We start from the raw sequence: 19,677 nt of genomic DNA, 5'->3' as shown, positions 1-19,677 counted from the left end.
GATTTAGTTACCTGATGGTTGAGTGTTCTGAACCGTCACCAATATTTGATGACGAAGTATATTGGGCTCGCCTGAGGAAGTGCCGCTCACAGACTCAAGTGTTAACGGGTAAGTTCCCGGTTGTTTAAAATAAAGCCATTGCTGAACTTTATCGGAAGTGATTTCTATATGTGCAGATTTGGCATCGATGCGCCCTAACATGACCCGCCACTTTTCTTGTTCACCATCGTTAATGATCACTTTTTGCGAAACGTTTAAAGTTATGGCGTTATTTGTCGTTTGAAGAAGATTGTTAATTGGAATGTTCGGTATTTTTTCGGATGCTACCGGTTCCTGGCTGCAAGCGGTGAGTAAAAGAATAAAAGCAACCCAGGTAATAACGTGTTGATTCATACAATGCTTGGCGTGCATAAACTAAAACTTAATAAACGTAACGTAGGTTAATTATCTTTCAAATTCAGTATTTGATTTTGTGAACTTATCGAGAATTCGCGAAATAGCTAAAGTGAATATTAACTATTTTAAAAACTTTCGTGGAAATAACACAAATAAGCGAAAAGTTTGTGAATATTCACATAATAAAATCGATCACTGCTCGAGTAATTTTGTGGAGCGGAGTCGATAAAGCTAAGTAAAGAACCTAGATTTGATTAACTCGGTACGGAAAGTGTTAGACTTTTTTAAAACTTGGTCCGTCGAGTTTTTACAATGACCGATATCTCTTTTCAGCGAATATTTATTGTTAATTGGCCTTATTCCGGATAGAAATCGTAATCGCCATCGGGAGGGGATCGGAACCGCTTGTAACCCCATTGAAACTGCGCCATATTTGCTTTAATGATCGTTTCGATATTGCCATTGAGCGACTCAGCGAAATAGACGGACTCTTGCATACAGTCCAGGGATTTCGGTTCTCGAATATTGACTATAAAACCTTTTTTTGTTCGCTCGACAATAAACAGCAAAATTTTAGCGGATGTTTTTTGTGCCAGCTTTTGTGGCAAAGTCATGGTATAAGCGGGGCGACCAAAAAAGCCCGCATAGACTCCGCTGCCTTTTTCAGGTTCCTGATCCGAGAGGACAATAAACACTTTACCTTGTTTTAAATGATGTAAAATTGCCCGAGCATTTTTGCGCTCACCACTGATCATTCTAGCGCCGGTTTTTTCACGCCCTTTTCGGATCAGTTGTTCTAGGTAATCAATTTTTACATTGCGATACATGGCCGCCGTGTCGTAATGCAACCCGCACCAGAAAGTGATCAGTTCCCAACTACCACAGTGGGGCCCAGTTAATAATACACCGTGACCAGTAGCCATGGCGTCATCCATGAGCTCTTTGCCGTTGACGGCTTCTATCGTCTTTGCTATGTCTTCAATAGATCGTCGCCAAAGCCAGATAGATTCAGTGATCACCATACCCGACATCAAACAGCTTTGATAACAAATGTCCTTTCGCTGAATCTCAGGCATCGTAGGAAAGCAATGCTCCAAATTGCGAATAATGGTTCGGCAGTGACGTGATTTCGTGTAGTAAATAATCTTGCCAATTTGGCGACCAAACCAGCGATTTACAGTGAGTGGTAAAACACTAAAAAGCGCTACACAAGTTTGAAGTATTCCTTTCATAGGTTTTCATAAACCGGGCCATCACCTTCTGGTTGCGGGCGATAACGTCGATAAGTCCATTCGAATTGCTCTGGGCAGCTGCGAATTTGCTCCGCTAAGCCTAAATTTAACTGTGTAGCAAACGCCACAGGATCGTGTTCATTTCTGTCGATGGGGAATTGACGTATTTTTATCGTAAAGCCGTCGCGGTCGCGCTCTGCGTGAAAGAATAGTAGTTCCGCGCCAGTCTTTTCTATCAGTCGTTGTATTAACACCATTGTGTAGGCAGGGTAGTGAAAAAAAGGGGCAAACACACCACTGTTTTTTGCTGGATTTTGATCCGAAAGCAACATAAAACAATGGCCTGACTTCAACGTTTTCAACATTTGCCTTACGCTGCTGCGTTCGCCAACAATTAATTCGACTCCCGATTTTTGTCGAGCCTTGCGAATCAAAGGATCCAGCTCAACAATTTTAGGCGTACGATACATACAAGAAGAGGGCAGAGTCATCCCACCCCAGGCTAATAGCGCTTCCCAATTTCCAAGATGCGGACCGGTTAAAATAACCCCTTTACCCTTTCCCAGAGCTGTTTCGACCAACTCGAATCCGTCAACACTGTGTACTCGCCGCTTTATATCGTTTTTACCCCGCAACCAGATCCAACAAGATTCAAAAAAGACCATACCGGAATGGATACAGCTCCGGCGTAACAGCTTTACCTGATCCGTTGGGTTCAGTTCGGGAAAACACTTTTGAATATTGATACGTGCCACCTGCAACGAGCGCGATTCCACCATAGAGGTAAGCAACCCGAACACTGCACCTATTCCACGTACAAGTGGAAAGGGCAGCCAAGAGATAAGCCGAATTAATCCGGTTAATATGCGGGCTTTTAATGGTTGTGAACGTTCTTTTTTTTCAGTCATATACGACGGAGTGTGTTCTTACTAATCAGTGCACCAGTCGTTTATTATAAACAATTTATTGCAAGAGCAGCACAAACCAGCTTATTTCGTCTTTAATCGGTTACTCCATTCGAATAATATTGATATTGCTAAAACGGGCCATCTGCAGTTGTAATTGAGTTTCTGTTTTATCCAATTGTTTCAACTGTCTGCACAACTGCTCAGCTTCCAGTTCAAGACTGTCAGCTTCAGCTTCAATCGTTGCTTCCAGGTCTTTACTAAACATTTCCATACGAAACTCCAGATCCCTGATTTCTTCTTCATCACCGCTTAATACCTGTCCAATGGCGTTAAAAATGGTTTTAAAACTGGCTTTGGAGATGGCTTCCTCTACAACACTTTCAATTTCTTGTTCAATTAACGGATCGATTCCATTTTTATTGAATGCTTTTCCACCGAAATGTTGTTCATTAACCTTCAATTTAATTTTTTCACTGATACCTTCAAGTTTTACCAACAATGTGTCGACAAACTTAGGGTCGTCAATGAAAAGAGAATGGAGTGTAAGCGCCGCAGCTTTGATGCCTATTTCAGCGGCTTCACCCACGATGCCTGCGATTGCAGGCACCAATGCGCGATAACGATCGCCCAGCTCATTCACAAGGCGTTGTTGCGACGTATTGAGCGATTGTTTTTCGCCACGGATAAACAGTTGATTGTCTTGGTCAATTTTAATGACTTCAATTGCGTCATCATTAATTTCAATCACACGATGATCAATATTAATGTCGTACGGAATGTCAAAATCACAGCCACTAGTATCAGCTTTAGCAAAAGTTGATGCTACTACGATAAGTGAAGCCAAAAAATAACGATTCAAATAACTCATAAAGAAACTCCCTCCAAATACTCGGTTTCAACCACTTGGTCGAACAGAATGACAAATTAGTTTTAATCGAATTGAAGAAAGTTACGGCGGGGTGTTACAGAATGTTAATCCTCCTCAATAAGAGGAGGATTAGGTATAGCGTTAGCGCTGAATTAAATCGAGAATGCCGGCAATTAAATCCTCATTGGTTCTAAAAGCACGAGTATTAACGCGATAGTGATCATTAACTACATACGTTGGAGTTGATAACACTTTATGTGCAATCGCTTTCTTTTTGGCCAGGCGCATTTTAGAGTCAAGTTGAAAAGAATTGGCCGCCTGATCAAACTTTTTGGCGTCGGCGCCCATTTTTACAAAAAGCTCTTTCAATTGTGCTTTGTTGGCAATTGCTTTTTTTTCAACATGAACTTGATGGAAAATGACATCGTGCGCCTCATCGCCAAGGTTCAACATTTCGGCAATATAGAAAGCCTCTACATAAATGCGCCATCCTGCGTGGTTTTCAAAAGGTACATGGTTAAAGCTGGCGCCTTCTGGCAAGGCGCTGGCAATGGATTTGGCCAATGGCTCAGATTTAAAGCAACCCGGACAGCCGTAATTAAAATAGTTGGATACAACCTTTTTGTCGCTCTTTTTCGCCGTGACGACATCGTAATGAACACCTTCTTCCAGCTCAATAGCCTGAGCCGAAATGGAAAAAACAACCAGCAGAAAAAAAGAAGTAAATATTTGTTTTATGCCTTGCATGCGTTACTCCACAGTGACAGATTTCGCGAGATTTCGTGGCTGATCCACATCGGTGCCTTTGATCACGGCGACGTGGTAGCTTAATAATTGCAGCGGGATGGTAAAAATAATAGGTGCAGTAACTATATGCTGAGAAGCAATTGGAACCAACTTTACGCCATCTTCTTCTTTAAATGAAGCGTTGGAGTCGGCGAAAACATAGAGTTGACCACCGCGCGCTCGAACTTCTTCCATGTTAGACTTTAATTTTTCCAAAAGTTCGTTTTGCGGAGCCACAACCACGATTGGCATTTCATGATCAATCAACGCTAAAGGACCGTGTTTCAATTCGCCCGCCGCATACGCTTCAGCGTGAATGTATGAAATTTCTTTCAGTTTCAAAGCCCCTTCCATCGCAATAGGGTACTGATCACCACGACCTAAAAACAAGCTGTGATGTTTTTCTGAGAAATCTTCGGCTAACTGTGAAATCGCTTCATCGTGCGCCAAACACTCTCTAATCTCTCTAGGAATTGCTTCGATAGAAGCAACTAACGCTTGCAATTGTTGGTCGGGCATGCCTTTTTCTTTGGCGATGCAGGTCACCAGCATCAGCAAACTTGCTAATTGCGTGGTAAATGCTTTAGTGCTCGCAACGCCAATTTCCGCACCTGCGCGCGTCATAAAGGCCAGATCCGATTCACGTACTAATGAAGAACCTGGTACATTACAAATGGTCAACGATGACATAAAGCCTTTTTCTTTTGCTAAACGCAACGCAGCCAAGGTATCAGCGGTTTCTCCAGACTGAGAAATACTGATAAACAGTGCGTTATTTGGAGTAAAGCTTTTGCGGTAGCGGTATTCGCTGGCAATTTCCACCTGACACGGTACATTGGCTAATGATTCACACCAATATTTAGCTACCATGGCAGCGTGATACGACGTACCGCAAGCAACAATTTGAACGGCTTCTAACTTTTGGAATATTTCTTTGGCATTCACACCGAAAATTTCACTGCTGATGCTGCCGTTTCGAACTCTGCCTTCCAGTGTATTGCTGACGGCATCGGGTTGTTCGTAAATTTCTTTCAACATGTAATGACGATAGGGGCCTTTATCACCCGCATCGTGTTGAATGGCAGACTCTTCGAATTCCCGAATAACGGGTTGATCGTTTTGATCAAAAATTTCCAGCGATGTACGAGAAACACGAGCCACTTCACCTTCTTCCAAATAAAGAAATTGACGAGTAACCGGAAGCAAGGCCAGCTGGTCGGAAGCAACAAACATTTCTCCAATGCCACGACCGACAACCAGAGGACTGCCAGAGCGCGCGACGATTAGTTGATCTGGCAGCTCGCGATGCATGATGACGGCACCATAGGCACCTTCAAGTTGCTTAACGGCGCTTTGCACCGCGGCTAATAAATCTTTTATGGTTTTGTATTCTTCAGCAACCAGGTGAGCAATTACCTCAGTATCGGTTGCACTGACAAACTGATAGCCTTTGGATTTTAATTGTTCACGTAGCGATTCGTGATTTTCGATAATGCCATTGTGAACAACCGCTATATCACTACCAGAAACATGGGGGTGAGCATTAACTTCGCTCGGTTCACCATGGGTTGCCCAACGAGTATGAGCAATACCCGTACTGCCCGGTACCGGTGATATTTCGATTGCATCCGACAGTTCTTTCACCTTACCCAAACGTCGAATTCGTTGAACTTCATTGTTGTTTAAAACGGCAACGCCGGCAGAGTCATAACCGCGATATTCCAAACGGCGAAGTCCTTCAATCAAGATTTCGACCACATCCCTTTGAGCCACGGCTCCCACGATTCCACACATGTTGATTTACTCCAATAGATCTCTGTTACTTGGTTTTAACCGGACGTTGCCAGTCGGCAACTTCTTTTTGTTTCACTCGTGATATACACAAGGCACCCGCACTGACATCGCGAGTAATAGTACTACCTGCGCCAATCGTAGCACCACGGCCTACAGTAACGGGCGCGACCAGTTGGGTATCACTACCTATAAAGGCGTTATCTTCAATAATGGTTTTGTGCTTGTTCGCACCGTCGTAATTACAGGTGATGGTACCAGCACCCACATTCACAGCATCACCAATTTCAGCGTCACCGATATAAGCGAGGTGATTGGCTTTACTTCCATTTCCGATGACCGACTTTTTCACCTCAACAAAATTGCCGATATGAGCATCATTTTTTAACTGAGTTCCCGGCCTTAACCGAGCAAAAGGACCAACCGTACAGGCTTCGCCCACCTGACTTTCTTCAACAATGCTGTTGGGCTTTATCCAGGAGTCGGCGCCAATTTCACAGTCTTTTAAAATACAGTTGGCGCCAATATACGCGCCACTGCGGATCGTAACCTGGCCCTCAATGATGACATTGACGTCGATGGTTACATCGGGATCTACCGTTAATTTGCCTCGAATATCGAATCGATTAGGATCGATTAAAGTTACTCCGCCAGCCAACAAATCTTCGGCACATTGTAACTGATATGCCCGCTCAAGCGCCGCCAATTGTAGCCGGTTATTCACGCCTTCCACTTCATTCGAGTTGTGAGGAGAAGCGGTAACTATCGATTGACCATCCTTTGCAGCAAAACCTATTACGTCCGTTAAATAATATTCGCCCTGGGCGTTGTTGTTACCCAGTCTAGACAACCAGTCCCTTAACTGACCGCCATTGGCTGACAAAATTCCCGTATTGACTTCGTTAATCGCCAACTGTTCAACGTTAGCGTCTTTTTGTTCGACGATACCTATCACTTGTTCTTGTTCGTTACGCATGATCCGACCGTAACCGGTTGGATCATTGAGGGTAACCGTAAGGAGAGAAATACCGTTTGGCTCACGAATGCTTTTCAGTTCAAATAGCGTATCCTGATGGATCAGTGGAACATCACCATAAAGAATTAACACGTCATCTTCAGCATTCAAATGAGGGCTGACCTGATCCACAGCATGACCAGTGCCCAATTGCTCACTCTGCTCAACCCAAGTGATCGACGGATCGTCAATTGCCTGCTTAACCTTATCACCACCGTGGCCGTAAACCACAAAAATGCGATCCGCTCGCATGCTTTTGCTGGTATCAATCACGTGCTGCAACATAGGTTTGCCAGCAATAGGATGCAAAACTTTAGGTAGAGATGAACGCATGCGAGTGCCTTGACCCGCAGCCAGGATAATAACGCTTAACCCCATTATGATTCCCTGTTTAACGCTTAATATTCATGCCAATTTAGCAATGAGTAATCTTGCCTGATATACCCACTAATTGGAATAGGCAGGACTCACCAAAGCAAAAAAGGGAGGCGAGCCTCCCTTAAAATGGACTGTGATGGGTAGACTATTTGCCCGCTTTTTTGCGGATAGCCTGTAACGTTCTCAGCTGAGCCACAGCTTCAGCCAGTTCCGCAGCGGCTTTCGAGTATTCAATCTCAGCGGATTGATCTTTCAATGCCTGCTCTGCAGCTTTTTGCGCTTCCATTGCTGCAGCTTCGTCCACATCAGTCGCGCGTACTGCGGTGTCAGCCAGTACCGTTACCACATGGGGCTGCACTTCCAGCATGCCGCCGGATACATAATAAAACTCTTCGTCGCCACCATGCTTGGTTACCTTCACCGGACCCGGTTTTAGGGTAGTGAGCAGCGGCGCATGACCAGGTGCAATACCCAGTTCACCCAGCTCGCCTGTTGCAACCAGCATATCTACCGTGCCGGAGAAAATTTCTTCTTCGGCACTGACGATATCGAGATGAAACGTATATGGCATTTTCTTCATCCCTTATAGTTTACAAGCCTTAAAGACTTTTTGCTTTTTCAACTGCTTCTTCAATGCTACCTACCATGTAGAAAGCTTGCTCGGGCAGATGATCGTATTCACCATTTAATATACCTTTAAAACCACTGATGGTTTCTTTTAAAGGCACGTATTTTCCTGGTGATCCGGTGAATACCTCAGCAACGAAGAATGGCTGAGATAAGAAGCGCTGAATTTTACGTGCACGAGCGACCACTTGCTTGTCTTCTTCCGAAAGCTCGTCCATACCCAAAATCGCAATGATATCTTTCAGCTCTTTATAACGCTGCAATACCGATTGCACACCACGGGCAACTTCATAATGTTCCTGACCAATTACCAGAGGGTCAAGCTGACGAGACGTTGAGTCCAGTGGATCAACCGCAGGGTAGATACCCAATTCTGCGATTTGACGAGACAATACAACGGTCGCGTCCAAATGAGCAAAGGTGGTCGCTGGTGAAGGATCGGTCAAGTCATCCGCAGGTACGTATACCGCTTGGATAGACGTAATCGACCCGGTTTTTGTGGATGTGATACGCTCTTGTAGTACACCCATCTCTTCTGCCAAAGTTGGCTGATAACCTACCGCAGATGGCATACGACCCAACAGTGCCGATACTTCGGTTCCTGCGAGTGTGTAACGATAAATGTTATCGATAAACAGCAGAACGTCACGACCTTCATCTCGGAACTTTTCCGCCATGGTTAAACCGGTCAACGCAACACGTAATCGGTTACCCGGTGGTTCGTTCATCTGACCGTATACCAGAGATACTTTGTCGATAACGTTGGAGTCGGTCATTTCGTGGTAGAAGTCGTTCCCTTCACGAGTACGCTCACCCACACCGGCAAACACAGAATAACCCGAGTGCTCAATAGCGATGTTTCGGATCAGCTCCATCATGTTTACGGTTTTACCAACACCGGCACCACCAAACAGACCAACCTTACCCCCCTTGGCGAACGGACAAACCAGGTCAATAACCTTGATGCCTGTTTCTAACAATTCGTTAGTTGCCGCCTGTTCTTCATAAGAAGGTGCCTTACGGTGGATCGCCATGCGTTCCTGTTCACCGATAGGACCTTTCTCATCAATCGGGTTACCCAGAACGTCCATAATACGTCCAAGAGTTTCTTTACCGACTGGAACCTGAATCGGGTTACCAGTGTTTTGTACGGACATACCGCGTTTCATACCATCGGATGAACCCATGGCGATACAACGCACAACTCCGTCACCGAGTTGTTGCTGAACTTCCAGGACAATTTCGCTGTTGTCCACGTTCAAGGCGTCGTATACCTTGGGTACATTGTCACGTGGAAATTCCACGTCAATTACCGCACCGATAATTTCTACAATGTTACCACTGCTCATATCACAGTCCTCTTAACCAATATTTAATTCTTGTGCCGCTATACCGCAGCCGCGCCTGCAACGATCTCGGAAAGCTCTTGCGTGATCGCCGCCTGACGGGCTTTGTTGTATACCAGTTGCAATTCGTCGATAAGCTCACCAGCGTTATCCGATGCCGCTTTCATAGCTACCATACGAGCGGCCTGTTCACAGGCCAAGTTGTCCACCACACCTTGATACACTTGAGATTCAATGTATCGAGTGAATAAAACTTCGAGCAGTGACTTAGCATCAGGCTCATATATATAATCCCAGTGGTGCTTCAGTTCATCATCTTCACTGGGAACGATGGGCAACATTTGTTCAACGGTGGGGGATTGAGTCATCGTGTTAACGAAATCATTGGATGCCAAAAACAAACGATCGATGCGACCTTCGTTATAAGCATCAAGCATGACTTTCACCGCACCGATTAAGTCGGCAACCTGCGGAGCATCCCCTAGTTGACTTGCTTGCGCAACCACATTTCCGCCAAAACGTTTAAAAAACGCTAACGCCTTGGAGCCGATCAAGCACAAGTCGATCTCGGCACCTTGCTCGCTCCATTGTTTCATTTCACCTAGGGCTTTTTTGAACAAATTAATGTTCAATCCACCACACAGACCACGGTCGGTCGAAACAATGATAAAGCCAACACGCTTTGCTTCTCGCTCTTTCATAAAAGCATGCTGATATTCGGTGTTACCACGCGCAATGTGGCCGATAACACTTCGAATGCGTTTGGCGTAGGGACGAGTAGCGGCCATGCGATCTTGAGCTTTACGCATCTTACTGGCTGCTACCATTTCCATGGCACTGGTGATTTTTTGGGTGTTTTTAATACTCCCAATTTTGGTTCTAATCTCTTTAGCGCCGGCCATATTCTTTTCCTGTTACTCTCAGTAAGTTTTGAGGGAAGCGAGCTTCCCTCAAAACAAATTACCAGGTTTGAGTTGATTTGAATTTCGTGACGGCTTCTTCTAACGCAGCCGCGATTTCATCGTTGTAATCGGCAGATGCGTTAATTTTATCCATCAATGCTTTTTCTTGATTGTTCATGTAATCAATCAAAGCGGATTCAAAATCACCAATCTTGTCTAACTCGACGTCTTTCAAGTGACCTTTTTCTGCTGCGTAAAGAGAAACCCCCATTTCCGCAACCGACATCGGTGAGTATTGGTTCTGTTTCATCAACTCAGTAACACGTTGACCATGCTCTAACTGTGCGCGTGTCGCATCGTCGAGGTCAGATGCGAACTGTGCAAACGCTGCCAGTTCTCGATACTGTGCCAAGGCCAGACGAATACCACCACCCAGCTTTTTGATGATCTTGGTTTGTGCGGCACCGCCCACACGAGAAACCGACAAACCGGCGTTAACCGCAGGACGGATACCAGAGTTGAACAGATCGGTTTCAAGGAAAATCTGACCATCGGTGATGGAAATGACGTTGGTCGGTACGAATGCCGATACGTCACCGGCCTGAGTTTCGATGATAGGCAGCGCGGTTAATGAACCGGTTTTACCTTTTACTTTTCCATCAGTGATCTTTTCAACGTGTTCAGCATTGATTCGCGCGGCACGCTCAAGCAAACGTGAATGCAAGTAGAATACGTCACCAGGGTAAGCTTCACGACCCGGAGGACGACGCAACAACAAAGAAATTTGACGATAAGCCCAGGCTTGCTTGGTCAAGTCATCGTATACGATTAAGGCATCTTCACCGCGGTCACGGAAGTATTCACCCATCGAACAACCAGCGAAAGGTGCAATGTATTGCAATGCTGCTGAATCAGACGCCGCAGCCGCTACCACAACGGTATGCGCCATGGCACCATGCTCTTCCAGCTTGCGTACGATGCTCGCAATCGTTGATGCTTTTTGCCCAACCGCTACGTAGATACATTTAACGCCGGTACCTTTCTGGTTGATGATAGCGTCGATAGCGATTGCGGTTTTACCGGTTTGACGGTCACCGATGATCAACTCACGCTGACCACGACCTACCGGGATCATAGCATCGATGGATTTAATACCGGTTTGCACAGGTTGTGAAACCGATTGTCGAGAGATAACACCAGGCGCTACTTTTTCTACCGGTGCGTAGGTTGCACCTTCGATAGGACCTTTACCGTCGATTGGGTTACCTAAGGCATCAACCACGCGACCCAACATGCATTCGCCGGTAGGCACTTCAAGAATACGGCCAGTACATTTGGCTTTTTGACCTTCAACAATTCCTGAGTAGTCACCCAATACTACGGCACCAACCGAGTCACGCTCAAGGTTAAGAGCCAGACCGTAACGACCTTCCGGAAGTTCGATCATCTCACCTTGCATAACGTCGGCCAGACCGTGAATTCGTAAAATACCGTCAGAAACGCTGACGATAGTGCCTTCATTACGAGCTTCTGAAACAACGGAAAATTCTTGAATACGTTGTTTGATCAGCTCGCTGATTTCAGATGGATTCAGTTGCACACTCATGCTCTGGATTCCTTTTATACTTTCAGCGTCTCTGACAGCTTGGCAAGCTTACCGCGTACCGAACCGTCAATGACCATGTCTTCAGCTTCTACGACCAGGCCACCCAGTAGAGAACTATCAACCGTTACATTGATATTGACCTGTCGCCCTAATTTCGAAGCCAGCTTCTGTTTTAACTTATCTTGTTGCTCAGCAGTCAGCTCTGCGGCAGAAGTGACTTCTGCATCCACCGTTTTCTCAAACTCGGCTTTCAGATGTTCAAAGATTTCTGCAATTTTCGGCAACGCCAATAAGCGGTGATTGTTTGACAATAACTTAATGAAGTTTTGTCCTTGAGCATCCAGTTTGCCTTCGCAAACTTTCAACATGGCATCCTGTTGTTGTTCCCGCGTTAAATGTGGGCTCGACAACAGTTCCTGCATTTGCTCATCGGCAACGACAGCGGCGGCAAAGCCAACCATCTCTGACCAAGGGGCCAATGCATTTGCTGCCATGGCGTGCTCGAATGCCGCTTTGGCATAAGGTCTCGCTACTGTTGTATATTCAGCCATGGTCCACCCTTATTAAAGTTCTGCGACCAGCTTTTCAACAATGTCGTTTTGAGCTGCGGCATCGATGTTGCGTTCGAGAATCTTCTCCGCGCCAGCAACGGCTAAAGTCGCCAATTGCGCACGAAGCTGCTCACGCGCTCGATTCACTTCTTGCTCAATTTCCGCTCTTGCGCCGTTGAGGATTTTATCCGCTTCGGCACGAGCATCATCTTTGGCAGAGTCAACGATTTCGCTGTGACGTTTTTTCGCTTGCTCAATCAATTCAGCCGCTTGCGCTTTGGCTTCTTTCATGGTTTTGGAGGCGCTTTCTTTTGCCAGTTCCAAATCATGAGTGCCTTTTTCCGCTGCTGCCAAACCTTCAGCGATTTTGTTTTGTCGCTCGGTGATCGCGCTTTCTAAATGCGGCCAAACGTATTTCATCGTGAAGATCACAAATACGATCATCGCGATGGTTTGACCTATTAAAGTTGCATTAAAGTCCACGATAAAACTCCTTGAATTGTCTTAATAAACGGACGTTGGAGTTATTGCTTATGCGCCAGCAGTAAGTTGACCGATAAAGGGGTTTGCGAAAGTGAAGAACAAGGCAATACCAACACCAATCATGGCAACCGCATCAAGCAGACCCACTACGATGAACATTTTAACTTGCAGCATAGGCGCCAATTCAGGTTGACGAGCAGCGCTCTCAAGGAACTTACCACCCAAAAGACCCATACCGATACCAACGCCCAGAGCGCCCAGACCGATCAAGATAGCTACTGCGATTGCGGTAAAGCCGATTACTGTTTCCATTATTTTCTCCTACTAAAAGGTATTGATGTTTAAAATTAAAAGTAATTGGGTAAATCGATTAATGATCTTCGTGCGCCATACTGAGGTAAACAGTCGTCAACATCATAAAGATGAAGGCTTGCAGGAAGATAACCAATAAGTGCAACAGCGCCCATGGGAAATGTAATGGCAACTGCCAGTAACCCATAAGTGCAATAAGAATGAAGATTAATTCACCAGCGTAAAGGTTTCCGAATAAACGCAGTGACAAGGAAATGGGTTTGGCGATAAAGGCCGCACCTTCCAACACTAAGTTTAAAGGGATAAACAAAATTTGAACCAATGGATTGGAGCTGCTGAAAGGGTGTAAGGTAAGTTCTTTAATAAAACCACCGACGCCCTTAATTTTAATGCTGTAATAAATGATTAATGCAAACACTGAAAGAGACATGGCAAACGTTGCATTGATGTCGGTTGTCGGAACGACTTTAAGATACTCGATTCCCATTAATGAAGCGATGGCAGGTAACCAATCTACAGGAATCAAATCCATAAAGTTCATCAGGAAAATCCAAACGAAAATGGTGAGCCCTAGTGGCGCGATGAGCTTATTGCGACCATGAAAGGTGTCTTTAACATTGGTATCGACAAACTCAAACACCATTTCAACGAACGCTTGCATGCGACCCGGTTTATCAATGGACGCATTTTTCGCGATGCTGCGGAAAATCCATAAAAACAAACCACCTAGGAAGAAAGAAAAGAAGAGGGTGTCGACATTGATTGTCCAGAAATTTCCTGAACACTCCATGTTTTCCATGGTGTTCCAAACCCAACCTTGATCGGTGGAGCACACTTGGAGATTTTGCAAATGGTGTTTGATATAACCTGAACTGCTTTCTGCGCTCATATTCTTCTTCCGATTTTTCGTACCGTGATTAGCTGGGTTTGACGATTAAGGGCGCGATTACTTGCGCCAACACAGCTACCACAAAACCAATAAGACAAGCGAATGCCGATATTGGCAGCCACTTTAAAACCACTACGAACAACACAACGGCGAGGATAAACTTAAATGCTTCACCTAAATAAAAAGCCCGCATTACTTGCCGAGCCGCTTGTGCACCTGCGTATTGAAACACCTTATAAGCAAACAATAGAGAGGGGAGCACGCTGATCATTCCACCACAGAACACCGACAACGAAACCTGAATACCCCAAACTAAAGCTGCTATCGATGCGAGTACCACCACACCGAATTGAACGGCCACTGATTTATAGGCGATCGAGCGTCCTTGTTGTGTTAACGATGGCGACATTCGATCTGCCTTAATTACTTTTCGAGCCACTCAATGTAATTGAGAATTATTCTCAATTACTTATAAAAATTCCGGCAAATTATAGGTTTTTAACCGCGCCAATTCAACAGAAAATCCCGGTAGTGGGGAGGGTTGTTCGAGACAGAAAGACTCTTTAATTTAGAATTTGAATAATGGTGTACTGCATCATCTATATATGGTGTTATAAGTTAAGGGTTTGAGCAGATGTGCGATCGCAAGCCTGGTGTCTGGACAATCATTTCATTTCGGTAATATTTTAATTTTCCTGTTTTTTCCTGAATCGTATTGAGACAGTAGTTTTTTATTATAAAAAAGCCGGCTGAAAATCAACCGGCTGGTTCGATTATTATCAGTAATCGATTATGGTTTCCATTCTGCGTCAATGTTTACCCCTGAATAAGTGGAGTAAGCTCGAACGCTGATATACCAAGTCCCTGATTGTGGGTTGCTGAAATTACAACTTTCAGTGTTACCCCAACGGTAAGGACGGCAATCGTAGGCTGACGTAGTCGGTTGCGAACCACGCCGTACGTATAAGTCCGCATCGCCAGAACCACCACTCATATTAATATCGAAAGTACTCATTCCCGATGGGATGTCCACCGTATAGTGCTTCCAGTTGCCTGTGCTTCCAGACAGGTTACTTTCGTTGAATGTACCACCATTACCTCCGCCACCGGTTGAGAATGAACCAGTCAACGAAGTTCCTGAATAGCTGGAATAACCGCGCAACATGACATAATAAGTACCGGTTTGCGCAGTACTGAAGTTACAAGTTTCTTCATTACCCCAACGGTAAGGGCGGCAATCGTAACTGGATGTGGTTGGCTTGGAGCCAAACTTAACGTACATATCAGCATCACCCGATCCGCCGGTCAGTACAAAGCTAAGATTGGAAGATCCTGAAGGTACTTCAAGGTAGAAGTGATCTTCATCGCCTTGTGCACCAGACAGGCCAGTTTGGGCAACCCCATTGGTCAACTCGGTATCGCCGGGTGGTGGAGGTGGAGGGTTGCCATCGCCGTCACAACCAGCAGCTAAATAATCGAACGCTGCCTTAGCTTTGACAATACCCCAACCGTAATAGTTATCACGACCGGCTGATCCACGATCTTCAGCGGTAGCGTTTAATGCCGAACGGATTTGGGCGGCACTGCACGATGTGTAGTGGCTCCATACCAATGCGGCGACACCCGAAACATGAGGTGTGGCCATGGAAGTCCCGCTCCAGGCTGCATAACTATTGCCAGGTAACGTAGAGTTTACGCTTACCCCTGGCGCAGCAATTTCTACTTGAGAGTTGTATTGCGAGAATGACGCTCGATTACCGCTGGAATCCACCGCGGCTACTGAAACAACTTCGTCATAAGATGCTGGATAAGACAAGCTGCTGTTACCACCATTTCCAGCAGCAGCAATCGACAAGACATTGTTGTTCAATGCGCTGATAAAGGCATTCCGTTCCGTTGTACTGGAACCGGAACCACCCAGGCTCATACTGATCACATTGGATCCTGCATTAACACATTGGTTAACCGCCGCTACCAAATCAGAGCCGTACGCCCAGTTACCTGAATTATTAAATACTTTAACGATGTGTAGACCTAGATTGCCGCTGCGATTAACACCAACAACGCCCACACCATTTCCACTGAGTGCCGAAATGGTTCCGGCAACGTGTGTGCCATGACCATGTCCGTCGTTATACCAGTTACCGGTATCATTGCCGTTACCGTCATTATCATCACCGGTAACACCATTAGAAATAAGGTCTTCGTGGTTAATATCGTAACCTGTATCAACAATACACACTTTCCGGTTACCACTGTTAGCGTCGCTCACCTGCAAGGCTTCAACCATTGTAATTCCGTAAGGTGTACTTTCCGCCATTAAGAATCGTTTTGGATCCTCCTCAAGGTATTCCACACCAGAGTCCGCTTGTAATGCTTGAACCGCTTTTTGGTTCAGCATTACTGCCATAGCTCCATGTTCTGGCAATGTGCGTTTCACGCGAGCGCCGTGTTTATTCATCATACGGTGTGCAGAAGATGAAAGCTTCATCTGACCGTCACTGCTTTGAATGGTATAGGGTGAAGAGTTTTTAAACTTCACAATGTAGCGTTTTTCGCCCTGAGTTTCGGCGATCATTTGATCGACAGTTTTGCTAGCGATTGATTTTTTCCCGGGATTATTTAAATCATATGGCGACTGAGCCAACACTGCTGAAATGCTTCCAGCAATCAAAGTCGTCATAAACAGCTTGGCGGGTTTATTTTTCATGATATGCCTCTGTTTATCTTTGGTTTGATTGAATGTGGAGTTTTACAAATCCTCCCTGCACCCGTTTTAATCCATAGCGGGTATAGCGAAACTCCGATCAGCTATCTGAGCGGTCATAAAGGAGGCATTGCGAATACAACCGGTGGGATCACCGTACTACGGATTGCGCAAGGATTTTGTGTTTATGGCTTCCTTTATATTGCGCAGTTTAGGGTTAGATTTGGAACTCCAGTTTAGGTAGTCCTATCTGGTCGTTTAGTGACCAAGAAAGAAAATGGCACATAAGTTTAGAAAACAAAATGTGAATATTCACACTTCTTTACAAAATAATGATCCATGACTCAATCATCAAAAAGATATCTCACTTAAAGCTTGAACTGGGTAATAATTCGCTGGATTTGACTCTCTAAATTTATTAGGCAAGTTAAGTTTTAGAAACGACTGAATGCTCGAATAACAAAAAAGCGGCTAGATAAGCCGCTTTTTTTATAACACCTAAATTAATTTACGGGTTCCACTCAACATTCAAACTCACACCTGAGTATGATGAGTAACCGTACAAGCTTATGTACCATTTACCCGAGCTCGGATTAGTAAAGCTACACGTTTCGTTATTTCCGCTTTTATAAGGACGACAATCGTAGTTAGATGACGAAGGTTGTGAGCCAAAGTTCACATACAAATCAGCATCACCTGAGCCACCCGACATTGTAACGGTCATTGTTGACATTCCCGCAGGAATATCAACGGTGTAGTGACTCCAAGCGCGTCGACTACCCGAGAGGTTATCAGCAGACGCTGAACCACCTACTACTCCGCCACCACCATTGCTTTCGGTGAACGAGCCCGTTAGGCTTACGCCAGTGAAGCTGGAGTAGGCGCGAACCATAACATGATAGGTGCCAGCTTGAGCATTAGAGATAGGACAGGATTCTGAGTTACCATTTTTGTAAGGACGGCAGTCATAAGACGTAGTGGTCGGTTTTGAGCCAAACTTCACGTAAAGATCTGCATCACCACTGCCTCCACTCATCGCAAAGTTCAGATCGGTTGCTCCAGCAGGTACTTCCATTGTGAAGTAAAGCGCTTCACCCGTAGAAGCAGAAAGGTTGGTTTTGGCAACGCCGTTCTGCAACTCACCATCCGCAGGGGGTTGAGTACCACCACCAGAGCCAGAGCCATCACAACCGTTATTAGTGATGTAGTCTACCGCTGCCTTTGACTGTACCAAACCATAACCGGTCTTATCATCACGACCGGAGGTTTCTAGATCTTCTGCAGTGACTTTCAATACATTACGAATTTGCGCCGCAGTACATGAAGGATGCTGGCTCCAAACCAAAGCCGCAACACCAGCAACGTGTGGGCTAGCCATAGACGTACCGTTATAATAGGCGTAATCAGTGCCCGTTTTAGTTTCAACGGTAACGGTTTGTCCGGTTGAACCTTGTAGTGCCTGACCAAGTGCACGATTGATGGAAACGGTTGGGAAGTTGAAGGCGGTATTAGAGTCGACCAGGAATGGATTTTGTAAACCAGGACGAGCGCTGTTTGAGTAAACAATTGCGGCTTTAGCACCTGCATCTTTACACGCTTGAACCGGGTTTGACTCCGGGTAATTAGAACCCGATTGATTTTCATAGCGTTCCACAAGACAGATCTTGTTGCTCATATTGCCGCAAGAATAGCTACCACTACTGGATACACTGCAACTGGCCAAAGTTCCGGTCGCACTGCCATCAAAATATTGCATCTGGTAATTACCACTTACGGGAATAAAGCGCATCAAAGGCAATACGTTGTCGTCACCATGAGTGGTCGAGCCAACAGTAATGTAACTTTGCGCACCATCACCGACACCAACGGTGGATAAAATGGCTTCACCGGGACCGGATAGTTCAACCTGGCTGGTGTATTGAGAAAACTCGGCCCATTGTTTGTTTTCATCAACCGCACCAACAGAGACAACCGAGTCGTACGACGCAGGGTATGAGTGTGAAGAGTTGCCATCGTTACCTGCTGCTGCAATTAATAAAACACCACTATCATATACACTTTGCAGAGCATTTTTTTCTGTATTAGAAGAGCCAGCTCCTCCTAAACTCATATTAATGACTTTAGCGCCAGCATTGGCACAAGTATTGACCGCATGGGTTAAGCTGGATGAGTATCCCCAACCGCTTTCATTAAACACTTTAATGATATGGATTCCCACGTTTTGGTTGGGCAAGACACCCGTAACCCCTTCGTTATTGTTGATGGCCGCAATAGTACCCGCAACGTGAGTGCCGTGTGAGCCGCCGGGTGTGTACCAATTTCCCGTTCCTGAATCATTGGTACCGCTGTGATTATTGCCGGCTAAATCCGGATTATTGATGTCGTAACCGGAATCAATGATACAAACTTTCATGTTTGAAGCAGCACTGTCACTGACCTGATCCGCTTGAACGGAAGGAATTCCCCAAGTAATGTTTTGAGCCAATATTCGACGTCGCTGATCCTCTTCCACGTAATCAACCATTGCATTATTTTCCAACGCTCGTCTGGCTTTTTCATTAAGTACGACTGACATGGCGCGAGCAAACGGCAACTCTTTGCGTACTTCCACCCCAAGGCTTTTCATCATACTGCGTGCCGCTTTCGCATTAAGCTGCATTCTGCCTTGTGCATTTTGCTTGGTAGCGGCTGAGCCATCTTTAAATTTTACAATGTAGCGCTTTTCCAGTTGATGTTGAGCAACGCTTTGCTTTTTGGTCCAGGTATCAAACTTGGGCGAGTTGAAGTCTGAGCTGTTCGCCAGTACTCCTGACACTGATCCGGCGATCAGCGTAGTGATAAATAACTTGCTGCTTTTCATGGTTGATCGTCTCTTTATTG

18 protein-coding genes are annotated in these 19,677 nt (G+C 45.4%); all 18 read right to left on the bottom strand.

Annotated elements, in window-relative coordinates; translation table 11 throughout:
• Window positions 1–3: 3 nt before the first annotated feature.
• Complete coding sequence (locus ACTUJY_RS06625; RefSeq protein ID WP_463615280.1) at window positions 4–393, bottom strand: hypothetical protein; 390 nt, start codon at window positions 391–393, stop codon at window positions 4–6.
• 359 nt (window positions 394–752) lie between these two features.
• Window positions 753–1,628 (bottom strand): lysophospholipid acyltransferase family protein, encoded by an 876-nt coding sequence (locus ACTUJY_RS06620; protein ID WP_463615279.1) that lies wholly within the window; start codon window positions 1,626–1,628, stop codon window positions 753–755.
• Window positions 1,625–2,536, bottom strand: coding sequence for a lysophospholipid acyltransferase family protein (locus ACTUJY_RS06615; RefSeq protein ID WP_463615278.1), 912 nt, complete (start codon window positions 2,534–2,536; stop codon window positions 1,625–1,627). The genes ACTUJY_RS06620 and ACTUJY_RS06615 overlap by 4 nt, the downstream gene beginning before the upstream one ends.
• Before the next feature lie 100 nt (window positions 2,537–2,636).
• A complete protein-coding gene (locus tag ACTUJY_RS06610; RefSeq protein ID WP_463615277.1) occupies window positions 2,637–3,404 on the bottom strand; it encodes a DUF2884 family protein in 768 nt (255 codons plus the stop codon).
• Window positions 3,405–3,545: 141 nt separating this feature from the next.
• Entirely contained in the window at window positions 3,546–4,151 is a 606-nt protein-coding gene (locus tag ACTUJY_RS06605) for a thiol:disulfide interchange protein DsbA/DsbL (protein ID WP_463615276.1), read from the bottom strand.
• Between the two features lie 3 nt (window positions 4,152–4,154).
• Entirely contained in the window at window positions 4,155–5,984 is a 1,830-nt protein-coding gene (gene glmS, locus ACTUJY_RS06600; protein WP_463615275.1) for a glutamine--fructose-6-phosphate transaminase (isomerizing), read from the bottom strand.
• A gap of 25 nt (window positions 5,985–6,009) precedes the next feature.
• Window positions 6,010–7,374 (bottom strand): bifunctional UDP-N-acetylglucosamine diphosphorylase/glucosamine-1-phosphate N-acetyltransferase GlmU, encoded by a 1,365-nt coding sequence (gene glmU, locus ACTUJY_RS06595; RefSeq protein ID WP_463615274.1) that lies wholly within the window; start codon window positions 7,372–7,374, stop codon window positions 6,010–6,012.
• A 145-nt stretch (window positions 7,375–7,519) separates the two neighbouring features.
• On the bottom strand, window positions 7,520–7,945 hold the full coding sequence (locus tag ACTUJY_RS06590) for a F0F1 ATP synthase subunit epsilon (protein ID WP_463615273.1): 426 nt from the start codon (window positions 7,943–7,945) through the stop codon (window positions 7,520–7,522).
• A 28-nt stretch (window positions 7,946–7,973) separates the two neighbouring features.
• Entirely contained in the window at window positions 7,974–9,350 is a 1,377-nt protein-coding gene (gene atpD / locus ACTUJY_RS06585; protein WP_463615272.1) for a F0F1 ATP synthase subunit beta, read from the bottom strand.
• 38 nt (window positions 9,351–9,388) lie between these two features.
• Entirely contained in the window at window positions 9,389–10,249 is an 861-nt protein-coding gene (atpG, locus tag ACTUJY_RS06580; protein WP_463615271.1) for a F0F1 ATP synthase subunit gamma, read from the bottom strand.
• A 58-nt stretch (window positions 10,250–10,307) separates the two neighbouring features.
• Window positions 10,308–11,855: a F0F1 ATP synthase subunit alpha gene (atpA, locus tag ACTUJY_RS06575; protein ID WP_463615270.1), complete on the bottom strand. Its 1,548-nt coding sequence runs from the start codon at window positions 11,853–11,855 to the stop codon at window positions 10,308–10,310.
• 14 nt (window positions 11,856–11,869) lie between these two features.
• On the bottom strand, window positions 11,870–12,406 hold the full coding sequence (locus ACTUJY_RS06570) for a F0F1 ATP synthase subunit delta (RefSeq protein ID WP_463615269.1): 537 nt from the start codon (window positions 12,404–12,406) through the stop codon (window positions 11,870–11,872).
• 12 nt (window positions 12,407–12,418) lie between these two features.
• Window positions 12,419–12,889 carry a F0F1 ATP synthase subunit B gene (gene atpF / locus ACTUJY_RS06565; protein WP_463615268.1) on the bottom strand — a complete coding sequence of 157 codons (471 nt, stop codon included), beginning with the start codon at window positions 12,887–12,889 and terminating at the stop codon, window positions 12,419–12,421.
• Between the two features lie 48 nt (window positions 12,890–12,937).
• The gene (gene atpE / locus ACTUJY_RS06560; protein ID WP_463615267.1) at window positions 12,938–13,201 is read right to left on the bottom strand and encodes a F0F1 ATP synthase subunit C; all 264 of its coding nucleotides are present in this window, start codon (window positions 13,199–13,201) and stop codon (window positions 12,938–12,940) included.
• A 58-nt stretch (window positions 13,202–13,259) separates the two neighbouring features.
• Window positions 13,260–14,090, bottom strand: a complete 831-nt coding sequence (atpB, locus tag ACTUJY_RS06555) for a F0F1 ATP synthase subunit A (RefSeq protein ID WP_463615266.1) — start codon at window positions 14,088–14,090, stop codon at window positions 13,260–13,262.
• 28 nt (window positions 14,091–14,118) lie between these two features.
• Window positions 14,119–14,499 carry an ATP synthase subunit I gene (locus ACTUJY_RS06550; protein ID WP_463615265.1) on the bottom strand — a complete coding sequence of 127 codons (381 nt, stop codon included), beginning with the start codon at window positions 14,497–14,499 and terminating at the stop codon, window positions 14,119–14,121.
• Window positions 14,500–14,880: 381 nt separating this feature from the next.
• Window positions 14,881–16,800: a S8 family serine peptidase gene (locus tag ACTUJY_RS06545; RefSeq protein WP_463615264.1), complete on the bottom strand. Its 1,920-nt coding sequence runs from the start codon at window positions 16,798–16,800 to the stop codon at window positions 14,881–14,883.
• A gap of 505 nt (window positions 16,801–17,305) precedes the next feature.
• Entirely contained in the window at window positions 17,306–19,657 is a 2,352-nt protein-coding gene (locus tag ACTUJY_RS06540; protein WP_463615263.1) for a S8 family serine peptidase, read from the bottom strand.
• Window positions 19,658–19,677 lie beyond the last annotated feature (20 nt).

This window comes from Pleionea sp. WD8-19, assembly GCF_055326765.1.
Note: the sequence above shows the minus strand (reverse complement) of the source record. Positions and strands in the feature narration are given on the sequence as shown.

Excerpts from the sequence above, each read along its gene's own strand:
- ACTUJY_RS06605 (WP_463615276.1), bottom strand. The coding sequence starts at position 4,151 with ATGCAAGGCATAAAACAAATATTTACTTCTTTTTTTCTGCTGGTTGTT.
- ACTUJY_RS06615 (WP_463615278.1), bottom strand. The coding sequence starts at position 2,536 with ATGACTGAAAAAAAAGAACGTTCACAACCATTAAAAGCCCGCATATTA.
- ACTUJY_RS06570 (WP_463615269.1), bottom strand. The coding sequence starts at position 12,406 with ATGGCTGAATATACAACAGTAGCGAGACCTTATGCCAAAGCGGCATTC.
- ACTUJY_RS06610 (WP_463615277.1), bottom strand. The coding sequence starts at position 3,404 with ATGAGTTATTTGAATCGTTATTTTTTGGCTTCACTTATCGTAGTAGCA.
- ACTUJY_RS06590 (WP_463615273.1), bottom strand. The coding sequence starts at position 7,945 with ATGCCATATACGTTTCATCTCGATATCGTCAGTGCCGAAGAAGAAATT.
- ACTUJY_RS06620 (WP_463615279.1), bottom strand. The coding sequence starts at position 1,628 with ATGAAAGGAATACTTCAAACTTGTGTAGCGCTTTTTAGTGTTTTACCA.
- ACTUJY_RS06625 (WP_463615280.1), bottom strand. The coding sequence starts at position 393 with ATGAATCAACACGTTATTACCTGGGTTGCTTTTATTCTTTTACTCACC.
- glmU (WP_463615274.1), bottom strand. The coding sequence starts at position 7,374 with ATGGGGTTAAGCGTTATTATCCTGGCTGCGGGTCAAGGCACTCGCATG.
- atpE (WP_463615267.1), bottom strand. The coding sequence starts at position 13,201 with ATGGAAACAGTAATCGGCTTTACCGCAATCGCAGTAGCTATCTTGATC.
- atpA (WP_463615270.1), bottom strand. The coding sequence starts at position 11,855 with ATGAGTGTGCAACTGAATCCATCTGAAATCAGCGAGCTGATCAAACAA.
- atpG (WP_463615271.1), bottom strand. The coding sequence starts at position 10,249 with ATGGCCGGCGCTAAAGAGATTAGAACCAAAATTGGGAGTATTAAAAAC.
- atpD (WP_463615272.1), bottom strand. The coding sequence starts at position 9,350 with ATGAGCAGTGGTAACATTGTAGAAATTATCGGTGCGGTAATTGACGTG.
- ACTUJY_RS06545 (WP_463615264.1), bottom strand. The coding sequence starts at position 16,800 with ATGAAAAATAAACCCGCCAAGCTGTTTATGACGACTTTGATTGCTGGA.
- ACTUJY_RS06550 (WP_463615265.1), bottom strand. The coding sequence starts at position 14,499 with ATGTCGCCATCGTTAACACAACAAGGACGCTCGATCGCCTATAAATCA.
- atpB (WP_463615266.1), bottom strand. The coding sequence starts at position 14,090 with ATGAGCGCAGAAAGCAGTTCAGGTTATATCAAACACCATTTGCAAAAT.
- ACTUJY_RS06540 (WP_463615263.1), bottom strand. The coding sequence starts at position 19,657 with ATGAAAAGCAGCAAGTTATTTATCACTACGCTGATCGCCGGATCAGTG.
- glmS (WP_463615275.1), bottom strand. The coding sequence starts at position 5,984 with ATGTGTGGAATCGTGGGAGCCGTGGCTCAAAGGGATGTGGTCGAAATC.